Below are 25013 nucleotides of genomic sequence, written 5' to 3'. Positions count from 1 at the left end.
ACCGGCAGGATGGCGGAGTGATCCCAGCGAACCCGCCGTGGTGGACCGCCGCCGTCGTCTACCAGGTCTACCCACGCTCGTTCGCCGACTCCGACGGCGACGGCATCGGCGACCTCAACGGCATCCGCGGCAAGCTGGACCACCTCACCGACCTGGGCGTCGACGTCGTCTGGCTGTCGCCGGTGTACCGCTCGCCCCAGGACGACAACGGCTACGACATCAGCGACTACCGCGACGTCGACCCGGTGTTCGGCACCCTCGCCGACCTCGACGCGCTGATCGCCGAGGCGCACGAGCGGGGCATCAGGATCGTGATGGACCTGGTGGTCAACCACACCAGCGACGAGCACCCGTGGTTCGTCGAGAGCCGCTCGAGCACCACCAACCCGAAGCGCGACTGGTACTGGTGGCGCGACCCCCGCGACGGCGAGCACCCCGAACCCACGAGCTGGCAGTCGTTCTTCTCCGGCCCCACCTGGGAGCTCGACGAGACCACCGGGCAGTACTACCTGCACCTGTTCAGCCGCAAGCAGCCCGACCTGAACTGGGAGAACCCCGAGGTCCGGGCCGCGGTGCACGAGATGATGCGGTGGTGGCTCGACCGCGGGGTCGACGGCTTCCGCATGGACGTCATCAACATGATCAGCAAGCACCCCGACCTCGCCGACGGCCCGCCGATCCCGGGGTCGCCGTGGACCGACGGGTCGGCGTCCTACCTGTTCGGACCGCGGTTGCACGAGTTCCTGGCCGAGATGCACCGCGAAGTGTTCGCCGGGCGCGACGCCCAGCTCATCACCGTCGGCGAGATGCCCGGCGTGACGGTCGACCAGGCCCGCCAGGTGACCGACCCGGCCCGCGCCGAGCTGGACATGGTCTTCCAGTTCGAGCACGTGGGGCTCGACCACGGCGCCGACAAGTGGGACCCCCGGCCGCTGCGGCTGACCGACCTCAAGGCCTCGTTCGGCCGGTGGCAGGAGGGCCTGGCCGACGTCGGGTGGAACTCCCTCTACTGGGACAACCACGACCAGCCGCGCGCGGTGTCCCGGTTCGGCGACGACTCCCCCGCGCACCGCCGCGACTCGGCCACCTGCCTGGCCACCCTGCTGCACGGCCACCGCGGCACGCCCTACGTCTACCAGGGCGAGGAGATCGGCATGGCCAACTCGACGTGGGGGTCGGTGCGCGACTTCCGGGACATCGAGTCGCTGAACCACGCCGCCGAGGCCACCGCCCGCGGTGCGGACCCCGACGAGGTGCTGGCCGCCCTGCGCCCGGCCAGCCGGGACAACGCCCGCACCCCGGTGCAGTGGGACGCCACCGCGCACGCCGGCTTCACCACCGGCGAGCCCTGGATCGCGGTCAACCCCGACCACGTCGAGTGGAACGTCGCCGCCCAGCGCGAGGACCCGCACTCGGTGCTGGCCCACCACCGGGCGCTCATCGCCCTGCGGCACGCCAACCGCACGCTCCAGCTGGGCCGCTTCGCGATGCTGCTGCCCGACCACGAGCACGTGTACGCCTGCACCCGGACGACGGAGGACGAGACCCTGCTCGTGGTCTGCAACGTGTCGGCCACCCCGTACCGCCTGGGCGAGCTGCTCCCCGAGGCGGTCGGCGCCGAGCTGGTGCTGGGCAACCGCGACCACCGCCCGGACTTCGACCCCGCCGTCCTGGGGCCGTGGGACGCCCGTGTGCTCCGGCTGCGCTGAGCGACCGGGCCCGTCAGGATGTCCGGCGTGAGCGACCCGCACCAGTCCTGGAACGGACCCGGCTCGCAGCCGGGCCCGTCGCCGTACGGACCCCACCAGCCCGCACCCCAGCCACCGTGGGGGCCGCACCCCGGGCCGGCCCCCTGGGGCGCTCCAGCGGCCCGCCCGGGCGGGGGCAGCACCGCGATGCTGGTGCTGGGCCTGGTCACCGCCGTGCTGCTCGCGCTGGGCACCGTGCTGCCGTCGGTGACCCTCCCCGACGACAACGGGTCCTACGGTCCCCTGCTCCAGGAGCTGGGCGACAGCACGTACTTCCTGGCCGGCGGGCTGGCGCTGCTGGTCGCGGCCGGTCTGCTCGTCGCCGGTGCGCTGGTGCAGCGGTCGCGGGCCCGGGTCGGTACCGGACTGCTGCTGGTCGGCGGCGGGATGGCCGCCGAGGTGGGGCTGGGGCAGATGGTGGGCCGCCTGCAGGTGCTGGTCGACGGCTTCGGCGCGGCCACGAGCACGGCCGTGGGCGGGGTGCTGCTCATGCTGGCGGGCGCGAGCGCCGTGGCCCTCGTCGTGGTGGGGCTGGTGCGGCTGTCGCGGCTGGCACGGGCGTCGTGACCGGCTCGGACCAGGAGGAGGGATCGTGAACCAGCCGCAGCAGCCCTGGGGCCAGCAACCGTGGGGACAGCAGCCGGGGGGCCAGCCCTGGGGGCAGCAGCCACCGGCGTCGTGGGGCACACCCACCGGTCCCCCGCCCACGCCGGGCAGCACTCCCCTGCTCGTCCTCGGCCTGGTCACCGCCGTCCTGGCGTTCGCCGGCACCGTGCTGCCGTTGAACGACTACGACGGCGTCGGTACGTACGGGCTGCTGCTGCAGAACTTCGGCGAGTCCAGCCGTTTCCAGGCCACCGGTCTGGTCCCGCTGGCCGCCGCGGTGCTGCTGGCGGTCGGGGCCGTGCTGCAGCGCGCCCGGCGCGCGGGCCTCGGCCTGCTGCTCGTGGGGGCCGGCATGGTGGGGCTGGTCGGGGTGCAGCTCCTCCTCCAGTTCGGGCAGTCCCTCGTCGATGACCGCGACGCGTCGCTCGCGGTGGGCGGGGTCCTGTTCCTGCTCGCCGGCTGCACCGCGGTCGCCACCGTCGTCCTCGGGCTGGTCCAGGTGTCCCGCCGGCGCTGACCCGGGTCCTGGTCACGCACGGTCACCGCGAGGTCCCGTTGCACCGGCCGGAACTGTTCTGGAACACGACCGGGTGATAAGTGCCCGGAGATCGCGCGGCGGTCCGGAACGGTCGTTGGAGTGGGTGGACCACCGACGCCGGTCGCGGCGCCGCCGACCACCGGGAGGACGCCGTGCCCCGCTCACCCGACCTGGACCCGACCTCGGCTCCCCGGAGGGCCGTGCGGTGACGCGCGGATCGGTGCTCGTGGTCGAGGACGTCCCCGAGGTGCGGGCCCTGGTCAGCACCACCCTCGCCGGGGTGGGACTGGGCGTGCGGGCGGTCGGCACCGCCCGGGAGTGCCTGGCCGAGGTGGGGGCGGTGCAGCCCGACGTGATCGTGCTCGACCGCGGGCTGCCCGACGCCGACGGCACCGAGCTGTGCCGCGAACTGCGCAGCCGCACCCACGCCTATGTGCTCATGGTCAGCACCCACGCCGACGAGGTCGACGTCCTGGTCGGGCTGGCCGCCGGTGCCGACGGCTACATGGCCGTGCCGTTCTCCCCCCGCGAACTGGCCGCCCGGGTGCAGGCGTTCCTGCGCCGCCCGGTGACGGGGCCGGTCACGAGCCCAACCCCCGCGGTGCCCGGCGCGACGGTCGCCGACCGCGTCACCGTCCGGGTGCCCAGCGCCCGCACCGTGCTGGCCGACCTGGAGGTCGACGACGGTGCCCGCGAGGTGCGGGTGCGCGGCGAGGTCGTGCCGCTGACACGCACCGAGTTCGACCTGCTGCACGCTCTGGCGAGCCGCCCGGGCCGGGTGCTGCAGCGCCGCACGCTGCTGCGGGAGGTCTGGGGCAGCGACTGGGAGGGCCACCTGCGGCTGGTCGAGGCGCACATGTCCAACCTGCGCCGCAAGCTTGCTGCGGCGGGGCTGGAGCAGCCCCCGATCCGCACCGTCCGCGGCGTCGGGTACCGGCTCGCCGCCTGAGCTCAGCACGTGTACCCCACCGTCGCCGGGACCGAGAGCCAGCCGTAGTCGGTGCGCGCCTGGACCGCGATCGAGTGCGTGACCGGCCCGCGCAGGGCCTTGGTCGCCGCCCGGCTGAAGGACGTCGTCGCCACCGTGACCGGGGCCCGGGCGACGCCGTCGACGGTCTCGGTCACCCGGTAGGCCGAGACGCGGGCCGTGGGGCTCGCGGTCCACGTCACCCGGACGGTGTAGCTCGTGGTCAGGCTCAGGATGCACGTCGTGGAGCCCGCCGCGCTCAGGCCCGTGGGCGGGGCCACGGTCACGGTGCCGACCGTCGACGCACCGAGCACGCGCGCGGTGAAGGTCGCCGCCGCCGGGGCCGGCAGGAGAACCGGGACGGCGAGCGCCACCCCGAGCACGATCGACGCGGCACGCACCCGGGCCCCGGTCACACCCGCTCCCCCACCACGTCCTGCTCGGCCACGTCCTCGGCCACGTCCTCGGCCACGTCCTCCTCGGCGTCCTCCTCGGCGTCCTCCTCGGCAACCCGCGCCGGCTCCGGTCGCCACACCCCGACCAGCACCCACGCCGCCAGCAGCACCGGCACGCCCACCACCAGTGCCGTCGACAGCACCGGGGTGCGCAGCACCCGGATCGCGTGCCCGACCCACGGCACGACCGCACGCACCTGCCAGGCCGTGTCCCCGGCGGCCAGGGTCGCCGTCCAGGGGTCGTCGGCGTCGTTGGCGTCGCCGCGGGTGCGCATCGTGACGGACCCGTCCGGCGCGACGTCGGCGCTGAGCACGCGGTGGCTGACGACCCGGTGGTCACCCACCGGGATGTGGTAGGTGATCACCATCCCCGGCGCGACGTCGGCCACCGGGAGCGGGGTGACGACCGCGACGTCGCCGGGCTCGATCCCCGGGGCCATGCTCGAGGTCAGCATCGTGACCGTGCGGTAGCCGAGCACGTGCGGCCCGACCACCAACCCGGCGAACGCGGCCAGGGCCACCACCAGGGCGAGGTCGACCACCCGGCGCAGCACCCAGCCGGCCCACCCGACGGCGGTCACGACGGCCCCCGGGTCAGCGGGCGGTGCCGCTGCGCTGGGTGCCGACGAACTCGAACTGGATCACCGACGTCTTGGTCTGGTACGCGTTGTCCGCGGCCACCGGCAGCGCGAGCGTGACGACCAGGTTCGCGGTGCCGGCGGGGGCCAGCAGCGCAGGCGTGGTGACCGGCAGGTTCGTGCCCAGCACCGCCCGGGTGGCGACCACGGTCGTGGTGGTCCCGGTGCAGGTGTAGGTGTACGCCGGCGCCGTGCCGGCCTCGGTCCACGGCACCGAGCAGGCCTGCACGGCCATCGTGAGCCCGTTGGCACCGGTGTCCAGGATGCTGGTCGTGGTGGCGGTGGTGTTCAGCACGACGCTGCCCAGCGCCTGGTCGGAGCTGGCGTTGGTCAGCGTCACCGCGCGGCTGATCGTGTCGCCGGGGACGATCGCACCCGCCGTCACCGACAACCGGTTGGCCGCCGACCCGGCGGTGCCGATGGTCAGCTGCACGGTGCCGGTGTTCACCGTCTCGGTGGCCGTCGTGCTGCTGGTGAAGGTCCCGAAGGTGCCCAGCCCGGCGACAGCGGCGGCCGCGCCGACCGCCCCCAGGGAGATGGCGACCCGGCGGCCCGTGCCGCGTCGGGTCCGTCGGGTGGTGGCGGTGCGCATGCGGTTGCTCCAGGGTCTGTCCGGGCCGGGCTCCCCGGCGTCGTGACGACCCTGGCGGCCGGTCCTCCACACCGCCTGCAGCGATCCGCAAGGCTCCCGCAAGGAACCTGCTGCGCCCCACCTCCTGGGGCACGACCCAGGACTCAGCCCCGGCGCAGCCCCCGCAGGGTGCGGACGGCGACCACCAACTCGGCGAGCTCGTGCGCTTCGCCCGCGGCCAGCTCGGCCAGCTGCGCGGCGGCCCGGCGCTGGCCGGTGTCCCAGCGCTCGGCCCAGCGCGCGACCAGCTCGGCCGGGTCGTCGTCGGACCCCGTGCGGCCGCGCAGCACCTCGGCGGTCAGCGCGGCCTGCTCGGCCGTGAGGTCGTCGCGCAGCGCGGCGCGGGCCATCGACGGCCACCGCCGGTCGCGGGGCAGCCCGACGATGAGGTCGCGCAGCGGCACGAGGTCCAGCCGGGCCGACACGTGCTCCCACACTCGGCCGGCCAGCTCGATCGGTGCGCCGGTCTCCTCGGCGACCACCACCAGGTCGAGCGCACCGGGCAGCACGGGCGCCACCGCCGCCGACGCGGCGAGCTCGGTGGGCACCCCGGCCGAGCGCAGCCCGGCGGCCCGCTCGGCGTAGGCCTCGGCGTCGGTGCCCAGCAACCACTCGGGCAGCTGCTGCACGACGGTGGCCACCGGGCCGGCGAACCGCGCGGTCACGGCCGCGATCGGGTCGCCGGGCTCGGCGGCCAGCCCGGGCAGGCGCAGCAGCCACCGGGTGGCCCGCTCGGCCAGCCGGGTCGCCTCGGTGCGCAGCTGCACCTGGACGGCGGCCGGCACCCGGTTGTCCAGCGGCCGGGCGGCGTCCCAGAGCCGGTCGACGTCGAGGACCGCGCGCGCCACGGCGTGCGCCCGCACCACGGCGACCAGCGGTGCGCCGGTCTCCTCGGCCAGCCGGAACAGCCCGGTCACCCCGGCGACGTTGACCGCCCGGTTGACCAGGGCGGTGGCGATGATCTCGCGGCGCAGCGGGTGCTGCTCGACGGCCGCGGGGAACCGTTCGCGCAGCTGCGGCGGCACGTACTCGGTGAGCAGCCGGGACAGTGCGGGGTCGTCGGGCAGCGTCGAGTGCAGCACGGCGGCGTCGGCCTCGAGCTTGGCGTAGGCCAGCAGCACCGAGAGCTCGGGCGAGGTGAGCGCCTGCCCGTCGCGGCGCCGCTCCGACAGCGCCCGGCCGTCGGGCAGCGCCTCGACGGCCCGGTCGAGCCGGCCCGAGCGCTCGAGCGCCCGCATGAAGCGGGTGTGCGCGTCGAGCAGGCTGCGCGCCGAGGCGGTCTCGGCGGCCAGCGTGGCGTTCTGCGCGTAGTTGTCGGTGAGCACCTGGCCTGCGACCTCGTCGGTCATCGAGGCCAGCAGCTCGGCGCGGGCGTCGGGGTCCAGGGCGACCGCGTCGAGGGCGATCTTCAGGTTGACCTCGTGGTCGGAGGTGTCGACGCCGGCGGAGTTGTCGATGGCGTCGGTGTTCACCCGGCCACCGGTGAGCGCGTACTCGATGCGCCCGCGCTGGGTGAGGCCGAGGTTGCCGCCCTCCCCCACCACGCGCACCCGCAGCTGCTCGCCGTTGACCCGCACCGCGTCGTTGGCCTTGTCGCCCACGTCGAGCGCGCTCTCTGTGGTCGCCTTGACGTAGGTGCCGATGCCGCCGTTGAACAGCAGGTCCACCGGCGCGAGCAGCACGGCCCGGATGAGCTCGGCCGGGGTGAGGTGGTCGACGTCGTCGTCCAGGCCCAGCGCCGTGCGCATCGGCTCGCTGACCGGCACCGACTTCGCCGTGCGCGGCCACACGCCGCCGCCGGCGCTGATCAGCATCGGGTCGTAGTCGGCCCACGACGAGCGGGGCAGCGCGAACAGCCGTTGCCGCTCGGCGAACCCGGTGGCCGCGTCGGGGGTGGGGTCGACGAACACGTGCCGGTGGTCGAAGGCGGCCACGAGCCGCAGGTGCTCGCTCAGCAGCATGCCGTTGCCGAACACGTCGCCGCTCATGTCGCCGACGCCGACGACGGTGATCTCCTGGCTCTGGGTGTCGATGCCCAGCTCGCGGAAGTGCCGGGTCACCGACTCCCAGGCCCCGCGCGCGGTGATGCCCATCGCCTTGTGGTCGTAGCCGACCGACCCGCCCGAGGCGAACGCGTCGCCCAGCCAGAAGCCGCGCTCGATCGCCACCGAGTTCGCCAGGTCGGAGAAGGTCGCCGTCCCCTTGTCGGCGGCGACCACGAGGTAGGTGTCGTCGCCGTCGTGGCGCACCACGCCCTCGGCCGGCACCACGGCGCCGTCGACCAGGTTGTCCGTCAGCGACAGCAGCGCCCCGATGAACAGCTTGTAGCAGGCCTTGCCCTCGGCCAGCCAGGCGTCGCGGTCGGACGGCGGGCGACGCAGCACGAACCCGCCCTTGGCACCGGTGGGCACGATGACGGTGTTCTTGACCGTCTGCGCCTTGACCAGGCCGAGGATCTCGGTGCGCAGGTCCTCGCGGCGGTCGCTCCAGCGCAGCCCGCCGCGGGCGACCGCGCCGAAGCGCAGGTGCACGCCGGTGACCCGGGGGGAGGACACCCACACCTCGCGGGCCGGCCGCGGCTCGGGCAGGTCGGGGACGGCGTGCGGGTCGAGCTTGATGGCCAACGGGGTGCCGTCGGTGAAGGCGCCCGCGACGTAGGCCGTCGTGCGCTGGGTGGCCCGGACGGCGGCCAGCAGGGCGGTGAGCACCCGGTCGGCGTCGAGGGAGGAGACCGCGCCGATCTGCTCGGTCAGCCGCTCGCCCAGCGCGCGCTCGGCTGCTGCGCGGTCCCCGTGCTGACGCGGGTCGAACCGCGTCGTGAACAGGTCGACGATGCCCGACACGATCGCCGGGTGGTCGGCCAGCACCGTCTCGACGTAGCGGCTGGAGAAGGGCAGACCGCCCTGGCGCAGCCACTGCGCGTAGGCCCGCACCACGGCCACCTGCTGCCAGGTCAGCCCGGCGACGAGCACCAGCGCACCCAGGCCGTCGTCGTCGGCGTCCCCGCGCCACACGGCGGACACGGCGTCGGTGAACCGGCGGGGCAGCGAGTCCAGCGCCGGCAGGTCGGTGGTCGGCGTCGACAGGCCGAAGTCGTACACCCAGGCCAGCGGGGCGCCGATCCGGTCGATCTCGTAGGGCCGCTCGTCGACGACGTCGACGCCCAGGTGCTGCAGCACCGGGAGCACCTGCGAGAGCAGCAGCCGCTCCCCCACCCGGAAGATCGTCAGGCGGCGCTCGCCGGGCGCGGCGTCGCGGGGGGTCCACAGCCGCAGCGACAGCTCGCCGGGCGCCAGCGCGTCGAGCCGGTCGAGGTCGCCGACGGCGGTGGAGGCCGGGAAGTCGGCCTGGTAGGCGGGTGGGAAGGCGTCGGCGACCTGGGCCAGTCGACGCTCGGCGTCCGGCCCGTGCTCGGCCGTGAGGACGTCGCTGAGGTCGTCGGTCCAGCTGCGGGCCGCGGCCGCCAGCTGCCGCTCGAGCTCGGGGACGTCGACCTCGGGCAGCGTGGGCACCCCGCGGCGCGGTTGCACCCGGACGACGAAGTGCAGGCGGGTGAGCACCGACTCGGTGGAGCGGGCGGTGTACTCGATCGACGAGCCGCCGAGGGTGGCCAGCAGGCGCTCCTGCATGGCCAGCCGCACCTCGGTCGTGTACCGGTCGCGCGGCAGGTAGACCAGCGCGGAGAAGAACCGGCCGAACGGGTCGCGGCGCAGGAACAGGCGGGTCTGCCGGCGCTCGCGCAGGTGCAGCACGGCCAGCGCGACCGGCAGCAGCTCGTCGACGTCGACCTGCAGCAGCTCGTCGCGGGGGTAGGTCTCCAGGACGTCGAGCAGCTCCTTGCCGGTGTGGCTGTCGGGCTCGAAGCCCGAGCGCTCGAGCACCTCGGCGGCCGTGCGCCGCACCAGGGGCACGTCGGTGACGCTGGCGGTGTAGGCGCCGGTGGGGAACAGCCCGACGATGCGGTGCTGCCGGATGCGGCTGCCCTGCGGGCCGGGCAGCGCGATGGCGACGACGTCGAGCCAGGCCGGCCGGTGCACGGTCGAGCGGACGTCGGCCTTGGTCACCAGCACGCGGCGGCCCAGTGCACCCCGGGCCGCGGCGCTCACCGGGACGACGGGGGTGCTCATGTCGGTGTCGGCGCGCAGCACGCCCAACCCGCTGGCCGGGACCGCGGCGGTGGCGGGCACGCCGTCGGTCTCGACCAGGTCGACGTCGCGGGCGCCCAGGAACACGAAGTTGCCCGCCGCCATCCAGCGCAGCAGCGCCGCGGCCTCGTGCGGGTCGTCGGCCGGGTCGGCGGTGCGGGCGGGCGGCTCCTGCTCGAGGAAGTGGGCGAGGTCCAGGGCCCGGGCCGCCAGCTTGTCGGCGTCCTCGTGCACGCCGCGGACGTCGGCCAGCACGGTGCGCAGGCCGGCGACCAGGTCGCCGGCGGCCTCGTCGTCGATGGACCCGGCCAGCACGACCGCGATCCAGGACTCGGCGATGGCGTCGGGCTCCCCCGCCCCGTCGCAGAACTGCAGCAGGGTGCCCGCCACGTCGCGGCGCACCTGCACGACCGGGTGCACCACGTGGTCGAGCACGACCCCCTGCCGCACCACCTCGGCGGTGACCGAGTCGACCAGGAAGGGCATGTCGTCGGTGACCACGCGCAGCACCGAGGAGCCGCCCTGCGTGCGGTCGACGGCCACCAGCGCCGCGCCCTGGGGGCGGTTGCCGGCCAGGGCGAGGTGGTCCAGCGCCAGCCGGGCCAGCGACTGCGGGTCGTGCCCGACGACCTCGGCGGCCGGCTCGCCCCGGAAGTAGGAGTGCACGACGGCCGGCACGTCGCCGTCGGAGAGCCCGGCCGGGAGGTCGGGGACGTCGTCGGTGTCCAGCGCCTCGCCGGCGAGGTCCAGCAGCTGGGCCTTCTCGCTCTGGGCCGCCTCCAGCGCGGCCAGGTCGGCGGGCCGGCCGACGTCCGGGGCCACCTCCGACGCGGTCGGTGCCGGACGGGGAGCGGTCTCCGGACGAGCCATGCCCCCGACGCTAGTGCGCAGACGTCTGGGACGTCATTCCGGCACGCTCAGTCGCGGACCTTGAGCGGCAGCACCAGCTCGGCGATCCAGCTGAACAGCGCGATGAGGAAGCCACCGACCACCGCCGTCCAGAAGCCGTCCACCTCGAGCCGGTCGCTGATCGCCGCCGTGATGCCCAGCAGCGCCGCGTTGATGACCAGCAGGAACAGGCCCAGCGTGAGGACGACGAACGGCAGCGACAGGAGCCTGACCACCGGGCCGACCACCGTGTTGACCACGGCGAACAGCAGCGCGACCCAGAGGTAGGTGCCGGCCTCGCCGAACGTCCCCTCGGTGTTGCCGATGACGGTGATGCCGCTGACCAGGTTCGTGACAACGTAGATGATCACGGCCAGGACGACGACGCGGAGCGCGAACCTCACGATCGTGGACACGGGGGCAACCTAGCGGCGCCCGGCTCGATCGGCCCGTCTGCGGCTGTCTACGTGTCGCGCTAGAGAGCGCCAGACTCCCCTGCCGACGGGCTCGGAGCTAGCCTGCGGCCGTGACGACGCACGCCGACGGGCACCTCTCCTCCGGGCAGTACTGGCAGGCGTGGGCACCCGACGACGTCACCGGCGTCGTGGTGCTGGTGCACGGCCTGCACGAGCACGGCGGCCGGTACGCCCACGTCGCCGAGCGGCTGGCCCGGTCGGGGTACGCCACCTACGCCGTCGACCACCCCGGCCACGGACGCTCGCCCGGCACCCGGGGGAACATCGGCTCGATGGCGGCCACGGTGGCCGGCGTCGACGAGCTGGCGGTGCGGGCGGCGGGGGAGCACCCCGACGTCCCGCTGTTCGTCTACGGGCACAGCATGGGCGGACTGGTCGCCGCCCAGCACCTGACCGGGACGCCGTCCGTGCCGGTGCGCGGCGCCGTGCTGTCGGCAGCGGCGCTCGACCTGTCCTCGGCGACCAAGGTGCAGCAGCTCGCCGCCCCGCTGCTCGGCCGGTTGCTGCCCGACCTCGGCGTCCTGGAGCTCGACGCCGACGCCGTGAGCCGCGACCCGGCCGTCGTGGCCGCCTACCGGGCCGACCCGCTGAACCGCATGGGCAAGGTGCGGGCCCGCACCGGCGCCGAGATGATCACGACGGTGGCCGCGATGCCGCAGCGGTTGCGCCGGCTCACCCTGCCGCTGCTGGTCATCCACGGCAGCGCCGACCGGCTGGTCCCGCCGGCGGCCAGCGAGTTCGTCGCCACGGGCACCTCGTCGTCCGACCTGACCCACACGGTTCACCCCGGCCTGTTCCACGAGCCGCACAACGAGCCCGAGCAGGAGCAGGTCCTCGACGACGTCGTCGGCTGGCTCGACGCGCACCGGAGCTAGGGCCCCAGCAGGGCCGCCACCAGCAGCAGCACGGGGACCGACCCGGCGGTGGTGACGGTGACCGTCTGCTGGGCCAGCCGCTCGGCCGTGCCGTAGGCGATCGCGTAGGTGTAGACGTTCTGCGCGGTCGGCAGCGCCGAGAGCACCACCACGACGAACAGCTGCTCGCCGCCGATGCCCACCGCGGTCGCCAGCGCCCAGGCCGACGCCGGCATGACCAGCAGCTTCAGTGCCGAGGCGCACAGCACCGCTCGCCGATCGGGCCCGCGGCCGGGCAGCGGAGCGCCGTGCAGCGAGATGCCGTAGGCCAGCAGCACGGCCGGGACGGCGAGCGAGGCCAGCAGCTCGAGCGGGTCGAGCAGCAGGGACGGAACGGTCCACCCCAGCCCGCCGACCCCCAGCCCGAGCACCGAGGCGATGAGCACGGGGTTGCGGAACGGAGCGGTGAGCCGCACCCAGCGGGCGGTGCCGTCGTCCGGGCCCGACAGGTCGAGCGCGACGACGGCGGCCGGGACGAGCACGACCAGCTGGAACAGCAGCAGGGGAGCGACCAGCGAGGCGTCGCCGAGCACGTGGACGGCGATCGGGATGCCCAGGTTGGCCGAGTTGACCATGCTGGCCGCGATGGCGGCGATCGTCGTCCGGCGGGTGCCCCACGACCGGACGACGCCCACACCCACCACCACGGCGGCGCAGACCAGCGCCGCGGCCGAGGTGACCCAGAGGGTGCCGGAGAAGACCTGGCCCAGGTCGGCGTCGGCCAGCACGGTGAACAGCAGCGCCGGGGTGGCCACCCGGAACGACGTCTGCGCCAGCACCACCTGCGCACCCTCGGGCAGCACCCCGCGCCGGGCCGCCAGGTACCCGACCGCGATGACGACGCCGATGACCACGAACCCGGTCAGCACCCCCGCCACGCGCAGCAGTCTGCCGGGTCGCTGGGTTCTCGCCCCCTCCGCGCCGCACCGGTGGGCGTGGGTCCCGCACCACGTCGCCGGGGCGCGCCTCGCCGTCGCCCTCCGTGGGCGCACGGAGCACCCCCGGGACACTGGGGGCGTGGCGCGGCGCATCGGCAGGGGCGAGGCGGTGCGCGTCGGGCTGCTGGTGGCGATCCTGCTGGCCGGCGCCGTCCTCGTGCTGACCACCGACCTGCCCACGGTCGAGCAGGTGCGCAGCTGGGTGGGCGGCGCCGGGGTGCTCGGCTGGGCGGCCGTCGCCGGCGGCACCGGGCTCGCGCTGCTGGCACCCGTCCCGCGCACCGCGCTGGCGCTGCTCACCGGCGTCCTGCTGGGGTTCTGGGTCGGGCTGCTGGTCGCGGTCACCGGTGCGCTGCTGGGCGCGCTGCTCGGCTTCGGGCTGGGCCGGGCACTGGGTCGGGACACCGTGCTGCGGCTGGCCGGCCCGCGCCTGCGGAAGGCCGACCAGTTGGCGATGGACCGCGGGTTCACCGCCGTCGTGCTGGCCCGGTTGACCCCGGTGCTGCCGTTCTTCCTGGTCAACTACGCCGGCGGGCTGTCCGGCGTCCGATTGCCGGTGTACCTGGCCGCCACGCTGGTCGGGCTGCTGCCCGGGGCGGTGTTCAACGTCGCCGTCGGGTCGGTCGCCGGTGGGCTGGGGGAGTGGGGCCTGGCCATCACCGTCGGCCCGGCCGCCGTGGCGCTGGCCGTGCTGGGTCTGCGACGGTGGCGTCGAGCCCGTTCTACGCCGGTCTCCGTGGAGGACTAGACAGCTTTAGAGAGCCCGATCGTCGTCGTCACCCGGACGACGGACGGCGTCGGCGGCACCGACCCGAACCCGAACCGCACCGCTGGTTCGACCCGCGCCAGGCCGCCCAGGTCGGCGCCGTCCCAGCTGGCCGACGCGGCGCGCAGCAGGTGCAGGTCCTGCACGCCGTACCACTCGGTGCGCCCGCCGCCCGCCGTGCCGCGGGTGCGCATGCCGGCCACCCGGGCCAGCGGGTCCAGCAGGCCGACCCACGCCGGGGTGCGGGCCAGCGGTGACGGAACGGCCCGCAGCGCCCACCCCAGGGCCGGCCGACGTCCGACGGCGGCCCGCAGCCGGAGCGGTCCGGCGTGCACGACCCACTGGTCGGCGGCGCGCCCGACGGCGACCGGCACCACCCTGACCTCGTCGAACGTGTATGTGCTCGCCACGAACTCCGCCAGCTCGGCGGTGTGGGCGAGCAGCAGCCGGTGGCCGTCGGGGCGCTCGACCATCACGTCGGAGACCGGCCCGAGCGGTGAGCGGGGCCAGTGGCCGACCACCAGGCGCGTACCCGAGGTCGTGCCGGTGCCGAGGATCCAGCCGTCGTAGCGCAGGCGCATGCGACACGCGCTACCCCGTTCTACGAGCTTCTACGTCTCGAGCTAGAGAGCGGAATACGGTGCCCGACATGGATCCCGTGCGGAACCCCTACGCCCCCGGCGCCGGCCAGCGACCGCCCGAGCTCGCCGGCCGGGACACCGAGCTGAGCGCGTTCGACGTCGTCCTGGAGCGCATCGCGCACGGACGGCCCGAGCGGTCACTGGTGCTCACCGGCCTGCGCGGCGTGGGCAAGACCGTGCTGCTCAACCACCTGCGCTCGGCGGCGATCGCCCGCGGGTGGGGCACCGGCAAGATCGAGGCCCGTCCCGACCAGTCGCTGCGCCGTCCGGTGGCGAGCGCGCTGCACATGGCGCTGCGCGAGCTGGGCCCGCGGCACGGCAACGCCGAGGCGGTGGCCGACGTCCTGGGCGTGGTGAAGGCGTTCGCGCAGTACCAGCCGGCCGACGCCAAGCTCCGCGACCGCTGGCAGCCCGGCATCGACGCACCCGCCGCCACCGGCCGGGCCGACACCGGCGACATGGAGATCGACCTGGTCGAGCTGCTCAGCGACGCCGCCGGGGTCGCCGCCGACACCGGCAAGGGCATCGCGCTGTTCATCGACGAGATGCAGGACGTGCAGCCCGACGACGTCAGCGCCATCTGCGCCGCCTGCCACGAGCTCTCGCAGCAGGGCGCGCCGCTCATCGTCGTGGGTGCCGGGCTGCCGCACCTGCCCGCCGTCCTGTCGGCGTCGAAGTCCTACTCCGAGCGGTTGTTCCGCTACCTGCGCATCGACCGGCTCGACCGGGCCGCCGCCGACCGCGCACTGGTCGGCCCCGCCGAGCGGGAGGACGTCGCATTCACCCCCGGCGCGCTCGACGCCCTGTACGCCGCCGCCGACGGCTACCCCTACTTCGTGCAGGCCTACGGCAAGGTCACCTGGGACCTCGCCGCCACCAGCCCCATCACCGAGGACGACGTCGCCGTGGCCGCCCCCGCGGCCGAGGCCGAGCTGGCGGTGGGGTTCTTCGGCTCCCGCTACGACCGGGCGACGCCGGCCGAGCGGGAGTACATGCACGCCATGGCTGAGCTGGGCGGCCCGGCCGGCGCGGCGGTGGCGACGTCGGACGTCGCGGTGTCGCTGGGCCGCAAGCCCGCCTCGCTGTCGCCGGCCCGGGACTCGCTGATCAAGAAGGGCCTGGTCTACAGCGCTGAGCGCGGGCAGATCGCCTTCACCGTGCCGCACTTCGGCCGTTACCTGCTGCGCCAGCCCGACTGACGACGGCGGCCCCCGGAGCCGCGCGCGCACCGCGTTGCCCCGCGGGTCGAGTCACCGCCCGTCATCCCTGGACGTCCGGAAGTGATGCTCTGAGCTGCACTTTCGTCTTGCCGAGCCACCCGCCGTGGAGTATCCTTCGATCAGGTGTTCGAAGAAGTAGGGGGTGGGCGATGAGCGACTCGGCCGTGCTTCCCGCCCCTGATCTGGATCTGCTGGTCGACGACGTCGAGACGTTGCACCACCTGTCCTCGGTGCAGGTGCTGGACCAGATGCGGGAGCTGATGGTCGAGCGCAACCGGCTGGACGCGGTGCTGGCGCGGTTGGGCCGGCATGCGGAGCTGACCCAGGCGGTGCAGGTCGACGGGCTGGTGTCGGTGCGGTCGTGGTTGATCGGGCACCTGCACCTGTCGGGTACGGAGGCCTCGCGGATCGTGCGGGTGGGGCGGGCGGTGGAGCACTTCCCGCAGCTCGGTGAGGCGTTCGCCGACGGCTCGGTGTCCGCCGCGCAGGTCGATGTGGTGGCCTCGGCGGTGGGGGACCGCGAGCGGGCCGCGGCGCAGCTGCAGGGCATCGACCTGGGCGTGTTCGACCGGGCCTGGACGCAGGTGGCGGTGACGTCCTCGCACCGGGCGCTGGTGACCGCGGTGCAAGCGTTCGTCGAAGCACTGGACCCCGACGGAGTGGAGCCGGACCCGGTGCAGCAGCGGGCGCTGTCGATCAGCACGCACGCTGATGGGTCGGTGACCGGCCGGTTCGACCTGGATGCGGTCGGTGGGGAGAAGGTCAAGACGGCGTTGGAGTCGATCGTGCAGGCCGACCGCCCCGAAGGTGACCTGCGCACGCGGGTGCAGCGCCAAGCCGATGCGCTGGTGGCGCTGGCCGACCGTCAGCTGGGCGCCGGTGTGTTGCCGGTGCTGCGGTCGGTCAAGCCCCACGTGGTGGTCACCATCGGGGTCGAGGACCTGGTCGCTGATGGCACCGGCCCGGCGACGGCGTCGATGGGGTTCGGGGCGACGATCTCCGCGGCCCGCGCCCGCTGGTTGGCCTGCGATGCCACGGTGTCGCGGATCGTGATGGGGCCCGAGGGCACCCCGCTGGACGTGGGTCGCACCCACCGGGTGGTGACGCCGGGGTTGCGGCGGGCGGTGGTGGCCCGGGACCAGACCTGCGTGTTCGCCGGCTGCGGCGCCCCGCACCACTGGGCCGATGTGCACCACCTGGTGCACTGGGCGCACGGTGGGGAGACGTCGCTGGCGAACTCGGCGTTGCTGTGCGAACCGCACCACACCAAGGTCCACCACGGCTTCCGCGTCGAACGCGACCCCGGCGGACGATGGCGCACCCACCGCCCCGACGACACCGAGATCATCACCGGCCCCCGCACCGAGTGACGCCAGCACGCCCCGAGCCGCCCGCCCCCACGGCGAGGCGGACCGCGGTGCGGGACAGCTGCGGTGCGGGACGGCTGCGGTGCGGGACGGCTGCGGTTCGGGACGGCTGCGGTGCGGGACGGCTGAGGTGCCGTGGAACGTGCTCCCGGGTCGTGCTGACACGGGGGATGCCGTCCGGGATCAGTGGTCGCCGGCCTCGATGCGGGGTGGGCGGCGCAGGTGCTCGTAGACGACGCTCGTGCGCACGTCGGCGACCTCCGGACGCTGGGTCAGCCGGTCGATGACGAAGGCGTACAGCGCCTCGTTGTCGGCGACCGCGACGTGCACCAGGAAGTCCTCGGCGCCCGACACCACGAACAGGCCGATCGTCTCGGGCAGCCCCTGCACCCAGTCCCGGAACGCCTCGATCGCGCGGCGCGACGGCGGCCGCACCCGGATCGCGATCAGCGCCTGCACCGGACGGCCCACCGCCGCGAGGTCGACGTCCAGGGTCGCGCCGCGGATCACGCCGCGGTCGCGCAGCAACCGGGTGCGCTCGAGCGCCGTCGACGGCGCCACCCCCACCTCTGCCGCCACGTCGCGGTTGCTGCGCCGGGCATCCGACTGGAGCGACCGCAGGATTGCCGCATCGAGTTCGTCCACCGGCCCAGCATGACCGGTCCTGCCGAACGACGTTCGGCGTCGAACCATCGCCGCCGTCGATCTGAATACCGTCAGCGCATGAAGACGAACGACGTGCCCGGTTTCACCCCTGACGAGGTCGTCACGGCCGAGCCCACCCGCAACGCCCGGCTCAAGTGGGTCGTGGTCGTCGACGACGCCGTCCCGACCGGGGAGATGGTCAACGCCGTCGCCTGCACCGCGGCCGCCACCGGCGCCGCCGTCGACCACCTGCTCGCCCACGGTGGACCCGACGCCGACGGCGCCCACCACCCCGGCCTGCCGTGGGCCGGCTGCTCGGTGCTCACCGCATCGGCCGAGCAGCTGGCCGCCGTCCGGGCGAAGGCGGTCGAGTCCGCCGGCGTGCTGGTCGTGGACATGCCGCGGGCTGCCCAGACGCACCGCGTGTACGACGAGTACCTCGCCGAGCTGGCCGGCACGACGGCCGAGCACCTGGCCTGCCGCGCGGTCAGCATCGTCGGGCCGCGCAACCGGGTCACGGCCATCACCAAACGCCTGGACCTGCTCACCGGTTGAGCGGCGCAACCACGGGGCACCCCGCCCGGGCTCGACGCGAAGGGGGACGGCGGTGCCGACGTGGGTGGAAGCAGGGCTGTGGGGGTTGCTGGGCGGCGGGGCACTCGTGCTCGGCGCACTGGTGGCCTGGTTCGCGAAGGTGCCGCAGGTCGTCGTCGCCGCGGTGATGGCGTTCGGCTCGGGCGTGCTCATCTCCGCCGTCGCCTTCGACCTGATGGAGGAGGCCGTCGCGACCGGGGGACTGCTGCCCACCGCCGCCGGCTTCCTCGGCGGTGCCCTCGTCTACCTGGGGGCCAGCGCCCTGCTTGCCCGGCGCGGGGCACGGCACCGCAAACGGTCGGGTGACCAGCAGCCCTCCGAGGGGGAGCAGCAGGGCAGCGGCGCAGCCATCGCCGTGGGTGCGCTGCTCGACGGCGTCCCCGAGTCCGTCGTCCTGGGGGTCGGGCTGCTCGGCGGGGGAGCGGTGAGCCTGCCCGTGCTGGCTGCCGTGTTCATCTCCAACGTGCCCGAGGGCCTGTCCAGCGCCGCCGGCATGAAGCGCAACGGCCGGTCGGCACGGTACGTCTTCGGCGTCTGGGGCGGCATCGCCGTGCTGTCGGGGCTGTCCGCGCTGGTCGGCTACGTCGCCCTCGGCAGCGCCCCGCCCGAGGCCATCGCGGTCATCACCGCGGTGGCGGCCGGGGCCATCCTGACCATGATCGCCGACACGATGATCCCGGAGGCCTTCGAGCGCACCAGCACGTGGACCGGCCTGATCACGGCCCTCGGGTTCCTGGTCGCCTTCGCCGTCGAGTTCGCCTGAGCCCGCACAGCACGACGCCCGCACCTCCGCGGGGGAGGTGCGGGCGTCGGCGTCCCGGGCGGGGTCAGCGGGTGGCTGCCCCGGCGAACTCGCGGCGCTGGTCGCCGGCGTCCTCGACGTCCGGGGCGGCGTGGCCGTCGTCGAGCATCGTGGTCTCGTCGAAGGGCCGCTCGCCGGCCAGCACGGCCTTCATCTGCTCGCGGTCGAGCTCCTTGGTCCACGTGGCCACCAGCATCGTGGCGATCGCGTTGCCCGAGAAGTTGGTGACCGCGCGGGCCTCGCTCATGAAGCGGTCGATGCCGACGATGAGGCCGACGCCGTCCAGCAGCTCGGGGCGGTGGCTCTGCAGACCGCCGGCCAGCGTGGCCAGACCGGCACCGGAAACCCCGGCCGCACCCTTCGAGGCGACGATCATGAAGACCAGCAGGCCGATCTGCTCGCCGACGCTCAGCGGGTCGCCCAGCGCCTCGGCGATGAACAGCGAGGCCATCGTCAGGTAGATCGCGGTGCCGTCGAGGTTGAAGGAGTACCCGGTCGGCACGACGATGCCGGCCACCGGCTTGCTGACGCCGATGTGCTCCATCTTGGCGATCAGGCGGGGGAGCGCGGTCTCCGAGGACGACGACGACACGATCAGCAGGTACTCGCGGCCCAGGTACTTCAGGAACGAGAAGACGTTGATGCCGACGACGGCCCGCAGGATCGTGCCGAGGAACAGGAAGACGAAGACGGCGCAGGTCAGGTAGAAGCCGAGCATCAGGATGCCGAGGCTGGTCAGGGCCTTGACGCCGGTGGCCCCGACCACGGCGGCGATGGCGCCGAAGGCACCGATGGGCGCCACCCACATGATCATCGCCAGGATGCGGAAGACCAGCTTCTGCAGGTGACCGATGCCGGTGAGGATCGGGGCGCCGGCCCGGCCCATGGCCTGCAGCGCGAACCCGACCAGCAGCGCGACGAGCAGCGCCTGCAGCACCGAACCGCTGGTCAGTGCGGAGACGAGGGTGGTGGGGATGAGCGAGAGCAGGAACCCGGTGGTGCCCTCCGGGGCGCCCTCGGTGGATTCGCTGAGCAGGTCGGCGCCGGCGCCGCGCACCTCGTCGGTCAGCTGCAGGCCGTCACCGGGGTGCAGGATGTTCCCGACCAGCAGGCCGATGAACAGCGCCACCGTCGACATCGCGATGAAGTAGCCCAGCGCCAGACCGCCGATCCGGCCGACCTGCGCGGCCTTCCGGATGGCCCCGATGCCCAGCACGATCGTGCAGAAGATGACCGGCGCGATGATCATCTTGATCAGGTTGACGAACAGGGTGCCCAGCCACTTCAGCTCCTTGCCGAAGTCCGGGGCGACCAGTCCGACCACGATCCCCGCGACCACGGCGATGATCACCGCGATGTAGAGCCAGTGGGTCTTGTCGCGCTTCTTCTTCGCCAGCACCGGCGCGTCGCCGGCGGGGGTGGTCGATGCCATGACTGCTCCTGTGGAGTCCGGCGGAGCGGGGCGCTCCGGGCCGCCGTGGTGGCGACGTCATCACCGTCGCCGACCGCGTGACCCTGGTCACCCTTGCGTTCATTGCGTGCACACTTCGGTCGTGCGCATCCCTGCCGTGCTGGCCCGCAGCCGCCGCGAGCGCGGCAGCCTGGCCCGCCAGCTGCTGGGCCTGCAGGCCCTCGTGCTGCTGGTCGTCGTCGTCGCGCTCGGGTGGTTCGCCGTGGCCGACGCCCGGGCCGCCGTCGAGGACCGCGCCGCCAACCAGGCCCGCAGCATCGCCGAGACCATCGCCGACTCCCCGCTGGTGCGCGCCGCCGTGGTGGGCCCCGACCCGACGGCTGAGCTGCAGCCCTACGTCGAGCAGGTGCGTGCGGACACCGCGACGTCCTTCATCACCGTCATGGCCCCCGACCGCACCCGGTTCACCCACCCCGACCCCGACCAGATCGGCCGACCGTTCCGGGGCACGATCGACCGCGCACTGGTCGGCGAGACGTTCACCGAGACCTACACCGGCACCCTCGGGCCGTCGGTGCGCGCGGTGGCGCCGATCTTCGCCACCGGCAGCACCACCGACGTCGTCGCCCTCGTCAGCGTCGGCATCACCGTCTCGGCCATCGGGGACGACGTCACCGCCGCACTGCCCGGCGTGCTCGGCGTGGCCACCGCGGTGCTCGCCGTCGGCGCCCTGGGCAGCTGGCTGGTCAGCCGGCGGCTGCGCCGGCAGACCCACGGCCTGGGCGCGGCCCCCCTGGCCCGCATGCTCGAGTACTACGACGCCGTCCTGCACGCCGTCCGCGAGGGCCTCCTGCTGCTGGACGGCGACCGCACCGTGCAACTGGTCAACGACGAGGCCCGCCGGCTGCTCGACCTGGACGGCGACGTCACCGGCAAGCACGTCACCGAGCTCGGCCTCAGCCCCGAGCTGGCCGCCACCCTGACCCAGCAGCGGCTGGCCGTCGACGAGGTGCACGTCAGCGGCGGCCGGGTGCTGGTGGTCAACCAGGCGCCGGCCACGCCGAAGGGCCGGTCGGTCGGCGCCGTGGTGACCCTGCGCGACCACACCGACCTGCAGGCGCTCACCGGCGAGCTGGACAGCGTGCGGGCCTTCGCCGAGTCGTTGCGCTCGCAGGCGCACGAGGCGGCCAACCGGCTGCACACCACGGTGTCGCTGGTCGAGCTCGGCCGCGCGCAGGAGGCGGTCGAGTTCGCCACCGCCGAGCTCGCCGTGGCGCAGCGGCTCACCGACCGGGTGGTCGAGGCGGTGGAGGAGCCCGTGCTGGCCGCCCTGCTGCTGGGCAAGGCCGCCACGGCGAACGAGCGCGGCGTGACGCTGGAGATCGACCCGGCCACCTCGGTCGGCGCCACCGGCATCCCCGGCGGCGACCTGGTCACCATCGTGGGCAACCTGCTCGACAACGCCATCGACGCCGCGCTGGCCGGCGACCCGCCGCGGGAGGTGCAGTTGTCGCTGTGGCAGGCCGACGGCCGGCTCGAGCTGCGGGTCGAGGACACCGGCCCCGGCGTCGACGACCCCGAGCAGGTGTTCCGCCGCGGCTGGACCACCAAGGCCACCGGCCAGGGCCTGGGGCTCGCCCTGGTCGCCCAGGCCGTCGCGCGCAACGGCGGCACCGTCTCGGTGCGGCCCGGACCGGGTGCCGAGTTCTCCGTCTCCCTGCCCGTGCGCACCGCGGTGACCCGGTGACCGACCTGCGGGTCCTCGTCGTCGAGGACGAGGAGGTCGCCGGCGAGGCGCACCGCGCGCACGTCGACCGCACCGCAGGTTTCACGTGCATCGCGGTGGCCGGCACGGGGCGTGCGGCGTGGGAGGCGCTCGCCGCGCACGAGGTCGACCTGGTGCTGCTGGACATGAACCTGCCCGACACCCACGGCACCGAGCTGCTGCGCCGGCTGCGGGCCGCCGGCCGCGACGTCGACGTCCTGGCCGTGACCTCCGCCCGCGAGCTGGCCACCGTGCGCGCCGCCGCCGCGCACGGCGTGGTCGGCTACCTGCTCAAGCCGTTCACCGGGGCCGCCCTGCGCGACCGGCTGGTCGCCTACGCCGCGCACCGGGCCGAGCTGCGCGGCGAGGGCGACGTCGCCGGCCAGGACGCCGTCGACCGGGCGCTGGAGAACCTGCGCCCCAGCCGGCCCGCCCCGCTGCCCAAGGGCATGGGCCGCGAGACCCTCGACGCCGTGGTCGCGGTGGTGCGGGCCCGCGACGGGGTGAGCGCGGCCGAGGCCGGCGAGGCCATCGGTGCCTCGCGGATCACCGCACGCCGCTACCTCGAGCACCTGGCCGACACCGGCCTGGTCGCCCGGCAGCCCCGCTACGGGGGTGCCGGGCGACCCGAGCTCGAGTACCGCTGGCAGGCCTGATCAGACCCGAGCGGGCTCGGGCTCGGCTCCGTCGGCGGGTTCGGCCTTCGCGAGGTCCCCGGGCCACCAGGTGCGCCGACCCAGCCACAGGACGACGGCCGGCACCAGCAACGACCGCACGACGAAGGTGTCCAGCAGGACGCCGAACGCCACCAGGAACGCGATCTGCAGCAGGAAGAGGATCGGCAGCACGCCCAGCGCGGCGAAGGTGGCGGCCAGCACGATGCCCGCGCTGGTGATCACCCCGCCGGTCACCGAGAGCCCCGTGAGCACGCCGCGGCGGGTGCTCCTGCGCACCGACTCCTCGCGCACCCGGGTCATGAGGAAGATCGAGTAGTCGATCCCCAGCGCCACCAGGAACACGAAGGCGTACAGCGGCACGGTCGGGTCGCCGCCGGGCAGGTCGAGCACGTGGTCGAAGACCAGTGCCGCGGCGCCCAGCGTGGCGGCGAACGAGAGCACGTTGCACAGCAGCAGCACCAGCGGCGCGACCAGCGAGCGCAGCAGCACGGCCAGCACCAGGAAGACCACCAGCAGGATCGCCGGGATGATCCGGTCCCGGTCGGCGGTGGAGATCTCCTTGACGTCCAGCGCCTGCGCCGTCGTCCCGCCGACCAGTGCGTCCGGCGAGACGGCGTCGAGGTCGGTGCGCAGCGCGGCGACGGCGTCCTCGGCGGCGGGGGAGTCCGCCGGGTCGTCGAGGGTGACCTGCAGCTGCACCGACCCGTCGGACACCCGCGGCTGGCCGGCGTCGTCGAGGGTCGGCACCACGCGGGAGACGCCGTCGGCGCCCTCCACGGCCGTGGTGACCGCGTCGAGGTCGGCCTCGGGGGCCACGACCAGGGTGGGGGAGCCGGACCCGGCCGGGAAGTGCCGGGCCAGCGCCTCGCCGCCGACGACGGACTCGACACGGTCGCGGAAGGTGTCGCTCTGCGAGACGCCGTCGCTGGGCAGGGTCGGCGCGAACGCGGCCAGCACCAGCAGGAACAGCGCGCTGAGCACGCCGACGGCCACGGTGCGCCGGCCGACCAGCGAGGCCACCTTCGCCCACACCCCGGTCGACTCCGGGCCGACCGAACCCACGTGCGGCACGCTCGGCCAGAACATCCACCGGCCGTGCTCGCCGGAGGACGTGCGACCCGGGAGCACGAGCAGGGCGGGCAGGAAGGTCATGGCCGCGAGGACCGCGGAGACGATGCCCACCGCAGCGACCGGCCCGAGGCCGCGGGTCGGGCCGATGTCGGCCAGCAGCAGGCACAGCAGGCCCAGGACGACGGTCCCCGCGCTGGCCAGCACCGGCTCGAGGGTCTGCCGCCAGGCCGTGCGCATGGCGTCGAAGCGGTCGTCGTGGCGGCGCAGTTCCTCGCGGTAGCGGGCGACCAGCAGCAGCGAGTAGTCGGTGGCGGCACCCACCACGAGGATCGACAGGATGCCCTGGCCCTGGCCGTCGAGGTCCACGACCCCGGCGTCGGCCAGCAGGTAGACGACCAGGCTGGCGGTGGTGAGCGCCAGGCCGGCGGTGAGCAGCACGAAGAACGGCAGCACCGGGGAGCGGTAGACCACCAGCAGGATCAGCAGGACGGCGACCCCGGCCACCAGCAGCAGCGTGCCGTCGATGCCGCCGAACGCGCTGACCAGGTCGGCGGTGGTGGCCGCGGGCCCGGCGACGTAGAGGTCGGCGCCGGAGAGGTCGGGGACGGCGTCGCGGATCTGCTGCACCGCGGTGGTGATCGGGCTCTCGCCGTCGGGCAGCTGCGCCGACAGCTCGCCGGCGTCGAAGGAGACCAGCGCGAGGGCGGCCTCGCCGTCCTCGCTCGGGACGACCGGGATCGGGCCCGGCACGAGGTAGTCGGCGACGGTGCGGCCGGGGGCGATCTCGATGCCGGGCACCGACTGCGCGAACTCGCCGAAGCGGGCCAGCTGGTCGGGGGTCAGCGCGCTGTCGGACTCGACGAGCAGGAAGGCCGGGAAGGCGTCGGAGTCGCTGAACCCGGCCGACAGCTCGGCGACCCGCTGGGACTCGGCGGAGCCGGGCAGGAACTCGCTCTGGTCGTTGGACTGGACCTCCGACAGCTTGCCGCTGTAGGGGCCGGCGACGCCGGACAGCGCCAGCCAGGCGATCAGCAGCACGGCGGGCAGGAGCCAGCGCCGGCGGCGGGGGGTGGTCTCGGGCACGGTCGACGCTCCGGGGGCAGAATGGTC

Annotated in this window: 22 protein-coding genes; 12 read left to right on the top strand and 10 right to left on the bottom strand. The window is 74.4% G+C overall.

The window, feature by feature from the left end:
• Positions 1-17 precede the first annotated feature (17 nt).
• The 4 genes from BLP29_RS05460 (at position 18) to BLP29_RS05445 (ending at position 3841) form a co-directional block, all read left to right on the top strand.
• Complete coding sequence (locus BLP29_RS05460) at positions 18-1709, top strand: glycoside hydrolase family 13 protein (RefSeq protein WP_243469720.1); 1692 nt, start codon at positions 18-20, stop codon at positions 1707-1709.
• 186 nt (positions 1710-1895) lie between these two features.
• Positions 1896-2315, top strand: coding sequence for a hypothetical protein (locus BLP29_RS05455; protein ID WP_092801028.1), 420 nt, complete (start codon positions 1896-1898; stop codon positions 2313-2315).
• A gap of 25 nt (positions 2316-2340) precedes the next feature.
• Positions 2341-2871 (top strand): hypothetical protein, encoded by a 531-nt coding sequence (locus tag BLP29_RS21210; protein ID WP_092801025.1) that lies wholly within the window; start codon positions 2341-2343, stop codon positions 2869-2871.
• A gap of 226 nt (positions 2872-3097) precedes the next feature.
• On the top strand, positions 3098-3841 hold the full coding sequence (locus BLP29_RS05445) for a response regulator transcription factor (protein WP_092801022.1): 744 nt from the start codon (positions 3098-3100) through the stop codon (positions 3839-3841).
• Positions 3842-3843: 2 nt separating this feature from the next.
• Here BLP29_RS05445 and BLP29_RS05440 read toward each other — a convergent pair whose 3' ends face one another.
• From BLP29_RS05440 to BLP29_RS05420, 5 genes are all read right to left on the bottom strand, one after another.
• Positions 3844-4275, bottom strand: coding sequence for a hypothetical protein (locus BLP29_RS05440; RefSeq protein ID WP_092801019.1), 432 nt, complete (start codon positions 4273-4275; stop codon positions 3844-3846).
• Positions 4272-4895 carry a signal peptidase I gene (locus tag BLP29_RS05435; protein WP_092801016.1) on the bottom strand — a complete coding sequence of 208 codons (624 nt, stop codon included), beginning with the start codon at positions 4893-4895 and terminating at the stop codon, positions 4272-4274. Before BLP29_RS05435 ends, BLP29_RS05440 begins: the two co-directional genes overlap by 4 nt.
• A gap of 13 nt (positions 4896-4908) precedes the next feature.
• On the bottom strand, positions 4909-5544 hold the full coding sequence (locus BLP29_RS05430) for a hypothetical protein (protein WP_207798328.1): 636 nt from the start codon (positions 5542-5544) through the stop codon (positions 4909-4911).
• Between the two features lie 143 nt (positions 5545-5687).
• A complete protein-coding gene (locus BLP29_RS05425) occupies positions 5688-10598 on the bottom strand; it encodes an NAD-glutamate dehydrogenase (protein WP_092801013.1) in 4911 nt (1636 codons plus the stop codon).
• Positions 10599-10645: 47 nt separating this feature from the next.
• Positions 10646-11032 (bottom strand): phage holin family protein, encoded by a 387-nt coding sequence (locus BLP29_RS05420; RefSeq protein WP_243469719.1) that lies wholly within the window; start codon positions 11030-11032, stop codon positions 10646-10648.
• 110 nt (positions 11033-11142) lie between these two features.
• Between BLP29_RS05420 and BLP29_RS05415 the strand changes: the two genes are divergently transcribed.
• Complete coding sequence (locus tag BLP29_RS05415; RefSeq protein WP_092801010.1) at positions 11143-11967, top strand: alpha/beta hydrolase; 825 nt, start codon at positions 11143-11145, stop codon at positions 11965-11967.
• On the opposite strand, the gene BLP29_RS05410 is transcribed toward BLP29_RS05415, so the two are convergent.
• Positions 11964-12884, bottom strand: coding sequence for an AEC family transporter (locus BLP29_RS05410; protein WP_092801007.1), 921 nt, complete (start codon positions 12882-12884; stop codon positions 11964-11966). The genes BLP29_RS05415 and BLP29_RS05410 overlap by 4 nt on opposite strands.
• Before the next feature lie 139 nt (positions 12885-13023).
• On the opposite strand from BLP29_RS05410, the gene BLP29_RS05405 reads away from it, so the two are divergent.
• The gene (locus BLP29_RS05405) at positions 13024-13692 is read left to right on the top strand and encodes a TVP38/TMEM64 family protein (protein WP_165839302.1); all 669 of its coding nucleotides are present in this window, start codon (positions 13024-13026) and stop codon (positions 13690-13692) included.
• Here BLP29_RS05405 and BLP29_RS05400 read toward each other — a convergent pair.
• Positions 13689-14291 carry a hypothetical protein gene (locus tag BLP29_RS05400; RefSeq protein ID WP_092801004.1) on the bottom strand — a complete coding sequence of 201 codons (603 nt, stop codon included), beginning with the start codon at positions 14289-14291 and terminating at the stop codon, positions 13689-13691. The two genes, BLP29_RS05405 and BLP29_RS05400, sit on opposite strands and share 4 nt — an antisense overlap.
• Positions 14292-14359: 68 nt before the next feature.
• On the opposite strand from BLP29_RS05400, the gene BLP29_RS05395 reads away from it, so the two are divergent.
• Complete coding sequence (locus tag BLP29_RS05395) at positions 14360-15550, top strand: ATP-binding protein (protein WP_092801001.1); 1191 nt, start codon at positions 14360-14362, stop codon at positions 15548-15550.
• A 170-nt stretch (positions 15551-15720) separates the two neighbouring features.
• The gene (locus tag BLP29_RS05390; protein WP_243469718.1) at positions 15721-16941 is read left to right on the top strand and encodes an HNH endonuclease; all 1221 of its coding nucleotides are present in this window, start codon (positions 15721-15723) and stop codon (positions 16939-16941) included.
• Between the two features lie 180 nt (positions 16942-17121).
• Here the strand turns inward: BLP29_RS05390 and BLP29_RS05385 are convergent, their stop codons facing one another.
• Positions 17122-17583 (bottom strand): Lrp/AsnC family transcriptional regulator, encoded by a 462-nt coding sequence (locus tag BLP29_RS05385; protein WP_092800998.1) that lies wholly within the window; start codon positions 17581-17583, stop codon positions 17122-17124.
• Positions 17584-17661: 78 nt separating this feature from the next.
• On the opposite strand from BLP29_RS05385, the gene BLP29_RS05380 reads away from it, so the two are divergent.
• Together BLP29_RS05380 and BLP29_RS05375 are read left to right on the top strand one after the other, a co-directional pair.
• Complete coding sequence (locus BLP29_RS05380) at positions 17662-18138, top strand: DUF2000 domain-containing protein (RefSeq protein WP_092800995.1); 477 nt, start codon at positions 17662-17664, stop codon at positions 18136-18138.
• Positions 18139-18190: 52 nt separating this feature from the next.
• Positions 18191-18940, top strand: a complete 750-nt coding sequence (locus BLP29_RS05375; protein WP_092800992.1) for a ZIP family metal transporter — start codon at positions 18191-18193, stop codon at positions 18938-18940.
• 64 nt (positions 18941-19004) lie between these two features.
• Here the strand turns inward: BLP29_RS05375 and BLP29_RS05370 are convergent, their stop codons facing one another.
• Positions 19005-20411, bottom strand: a complete 1407-nt coding sequence (locus BLP29_RS05370; protein ID WP_092800989.1) for a cation:dicarboxylate symporter family transporter — start codon at positions 20409-20411, stop codon at positions 19005-19007.
• Positions 20412-20532: 121 nt separating this feature from the next.
• On the opposite strand from BLP29_RS05370, the gene BLP29_RS05365 reads away from it, so the two are divergent.
• Positions 20533-22137, top strand: a complete 1605-nt coding sequence (locus tag BLP29_RS05365; RefSeq protein ID WP_243469717.1) for a sensor histidine kinase — start codon at positions 20533-20535, stop codon at positions 22135-22137.
• Entirely contained in the window at positions 22134-22811 is a 678-nt protein-coding gene (locus BLP29_RS05360) for a response regulator (protein ID WP_092800983.1), read from the top strand. Before BLP29_RS05365 ends, BLP29_RS05360 begins: the two co-directional genes overlap by 4 nt.
• Here the strand turns inward: BLP29_RS05360 and BLP29_RS05355 are convergent, their stop codons facing one another.
• Positions 22812-24986, bottom strand: coding sequence for an MMPL family transporter (locus tag BLP29_RS05355; protein ID WP_243469716.1), 2175 nt, complete (start codon positions 24984-24986; stop codon positions 22812-22814).
• Between the last annotated feature and the right edge of the window lie 27 nt (positions 24987-25013).

Origin of the sequence: Klenkia marina (assembly GCF_900101025.1) — a bacterium.
Taxonomy (GTDB): domain Bacteria; phylum Actinomycetota; class Actinomycetes; order Mycobacteriales; family Geodermatophilaceae; genus Klenkia; species Klenkia marina.
The sequence above is the reverse complement of the archived record's forward strand: the minus strand, read 5'-3'. Positions and strand labels throughout refer to the sequence as shown.

Bases quoted from the DNA above. Each gene is read 5' to 3' on its own strand.
- BLP29_RS05400 (WP_092801004.1), bottom strand. From the start codon at position 14,291: ATGCGCCTGCGCTACGACGGCTGGATCCTCGGCACCGGCACGACCTCG.
- BLP29_RS05425 (WP_092801013.1), bottom strand. From the start codon at position 10,598: ATGGCTCGTCCGGAGACCGCTCCCCGTCCGGCACCGACCGCGTCGGAG.
- BLP29_RS05430 (WP_207798328.1), bottom strand. From the start codon at position 5,544: ATGCGCACCGCCACCACCCGACGGACCCGACGCGGCACGGGCCGCCGG.
- BLP29_RS05395 (WP_092801001.1), top strand. From the start codon at position 14,360: ATGGATCCCGTGCGGAACCCCTACGCCCCCGGCGCCGGCCAGCGACCG.
- BLP29_RS05455 (WP_092801028.1), top strand. From the start codon at position 1,896: ATGCTGGTGCTGGGCCTGGTCACCGCCGTGCTGCTCGCGCTGGGCACC.
- BLP29_RS05390 (WP_243469718.1), top strand. From the start codon at position 15,721: ATGAGCGACTCGGCCGTGCTTCCCGCCCCTGATCTGGATCTGCTGGTC.
- BLP29_RS05370 (WP_092800989.1), bottom strand. From the start codon at position 20,411: ATGGCATCGACCACCCCCGCCGGCGACGCGCCGGTGCTGGCGAAGAAG.
- BLP29_RS05380 (WP_092800995.1), top strand. From the start codon at position 17,662: ATGAAGACGAACGACGTGCCCGGTTTCACCCCTGACGAGGTCGTCACG.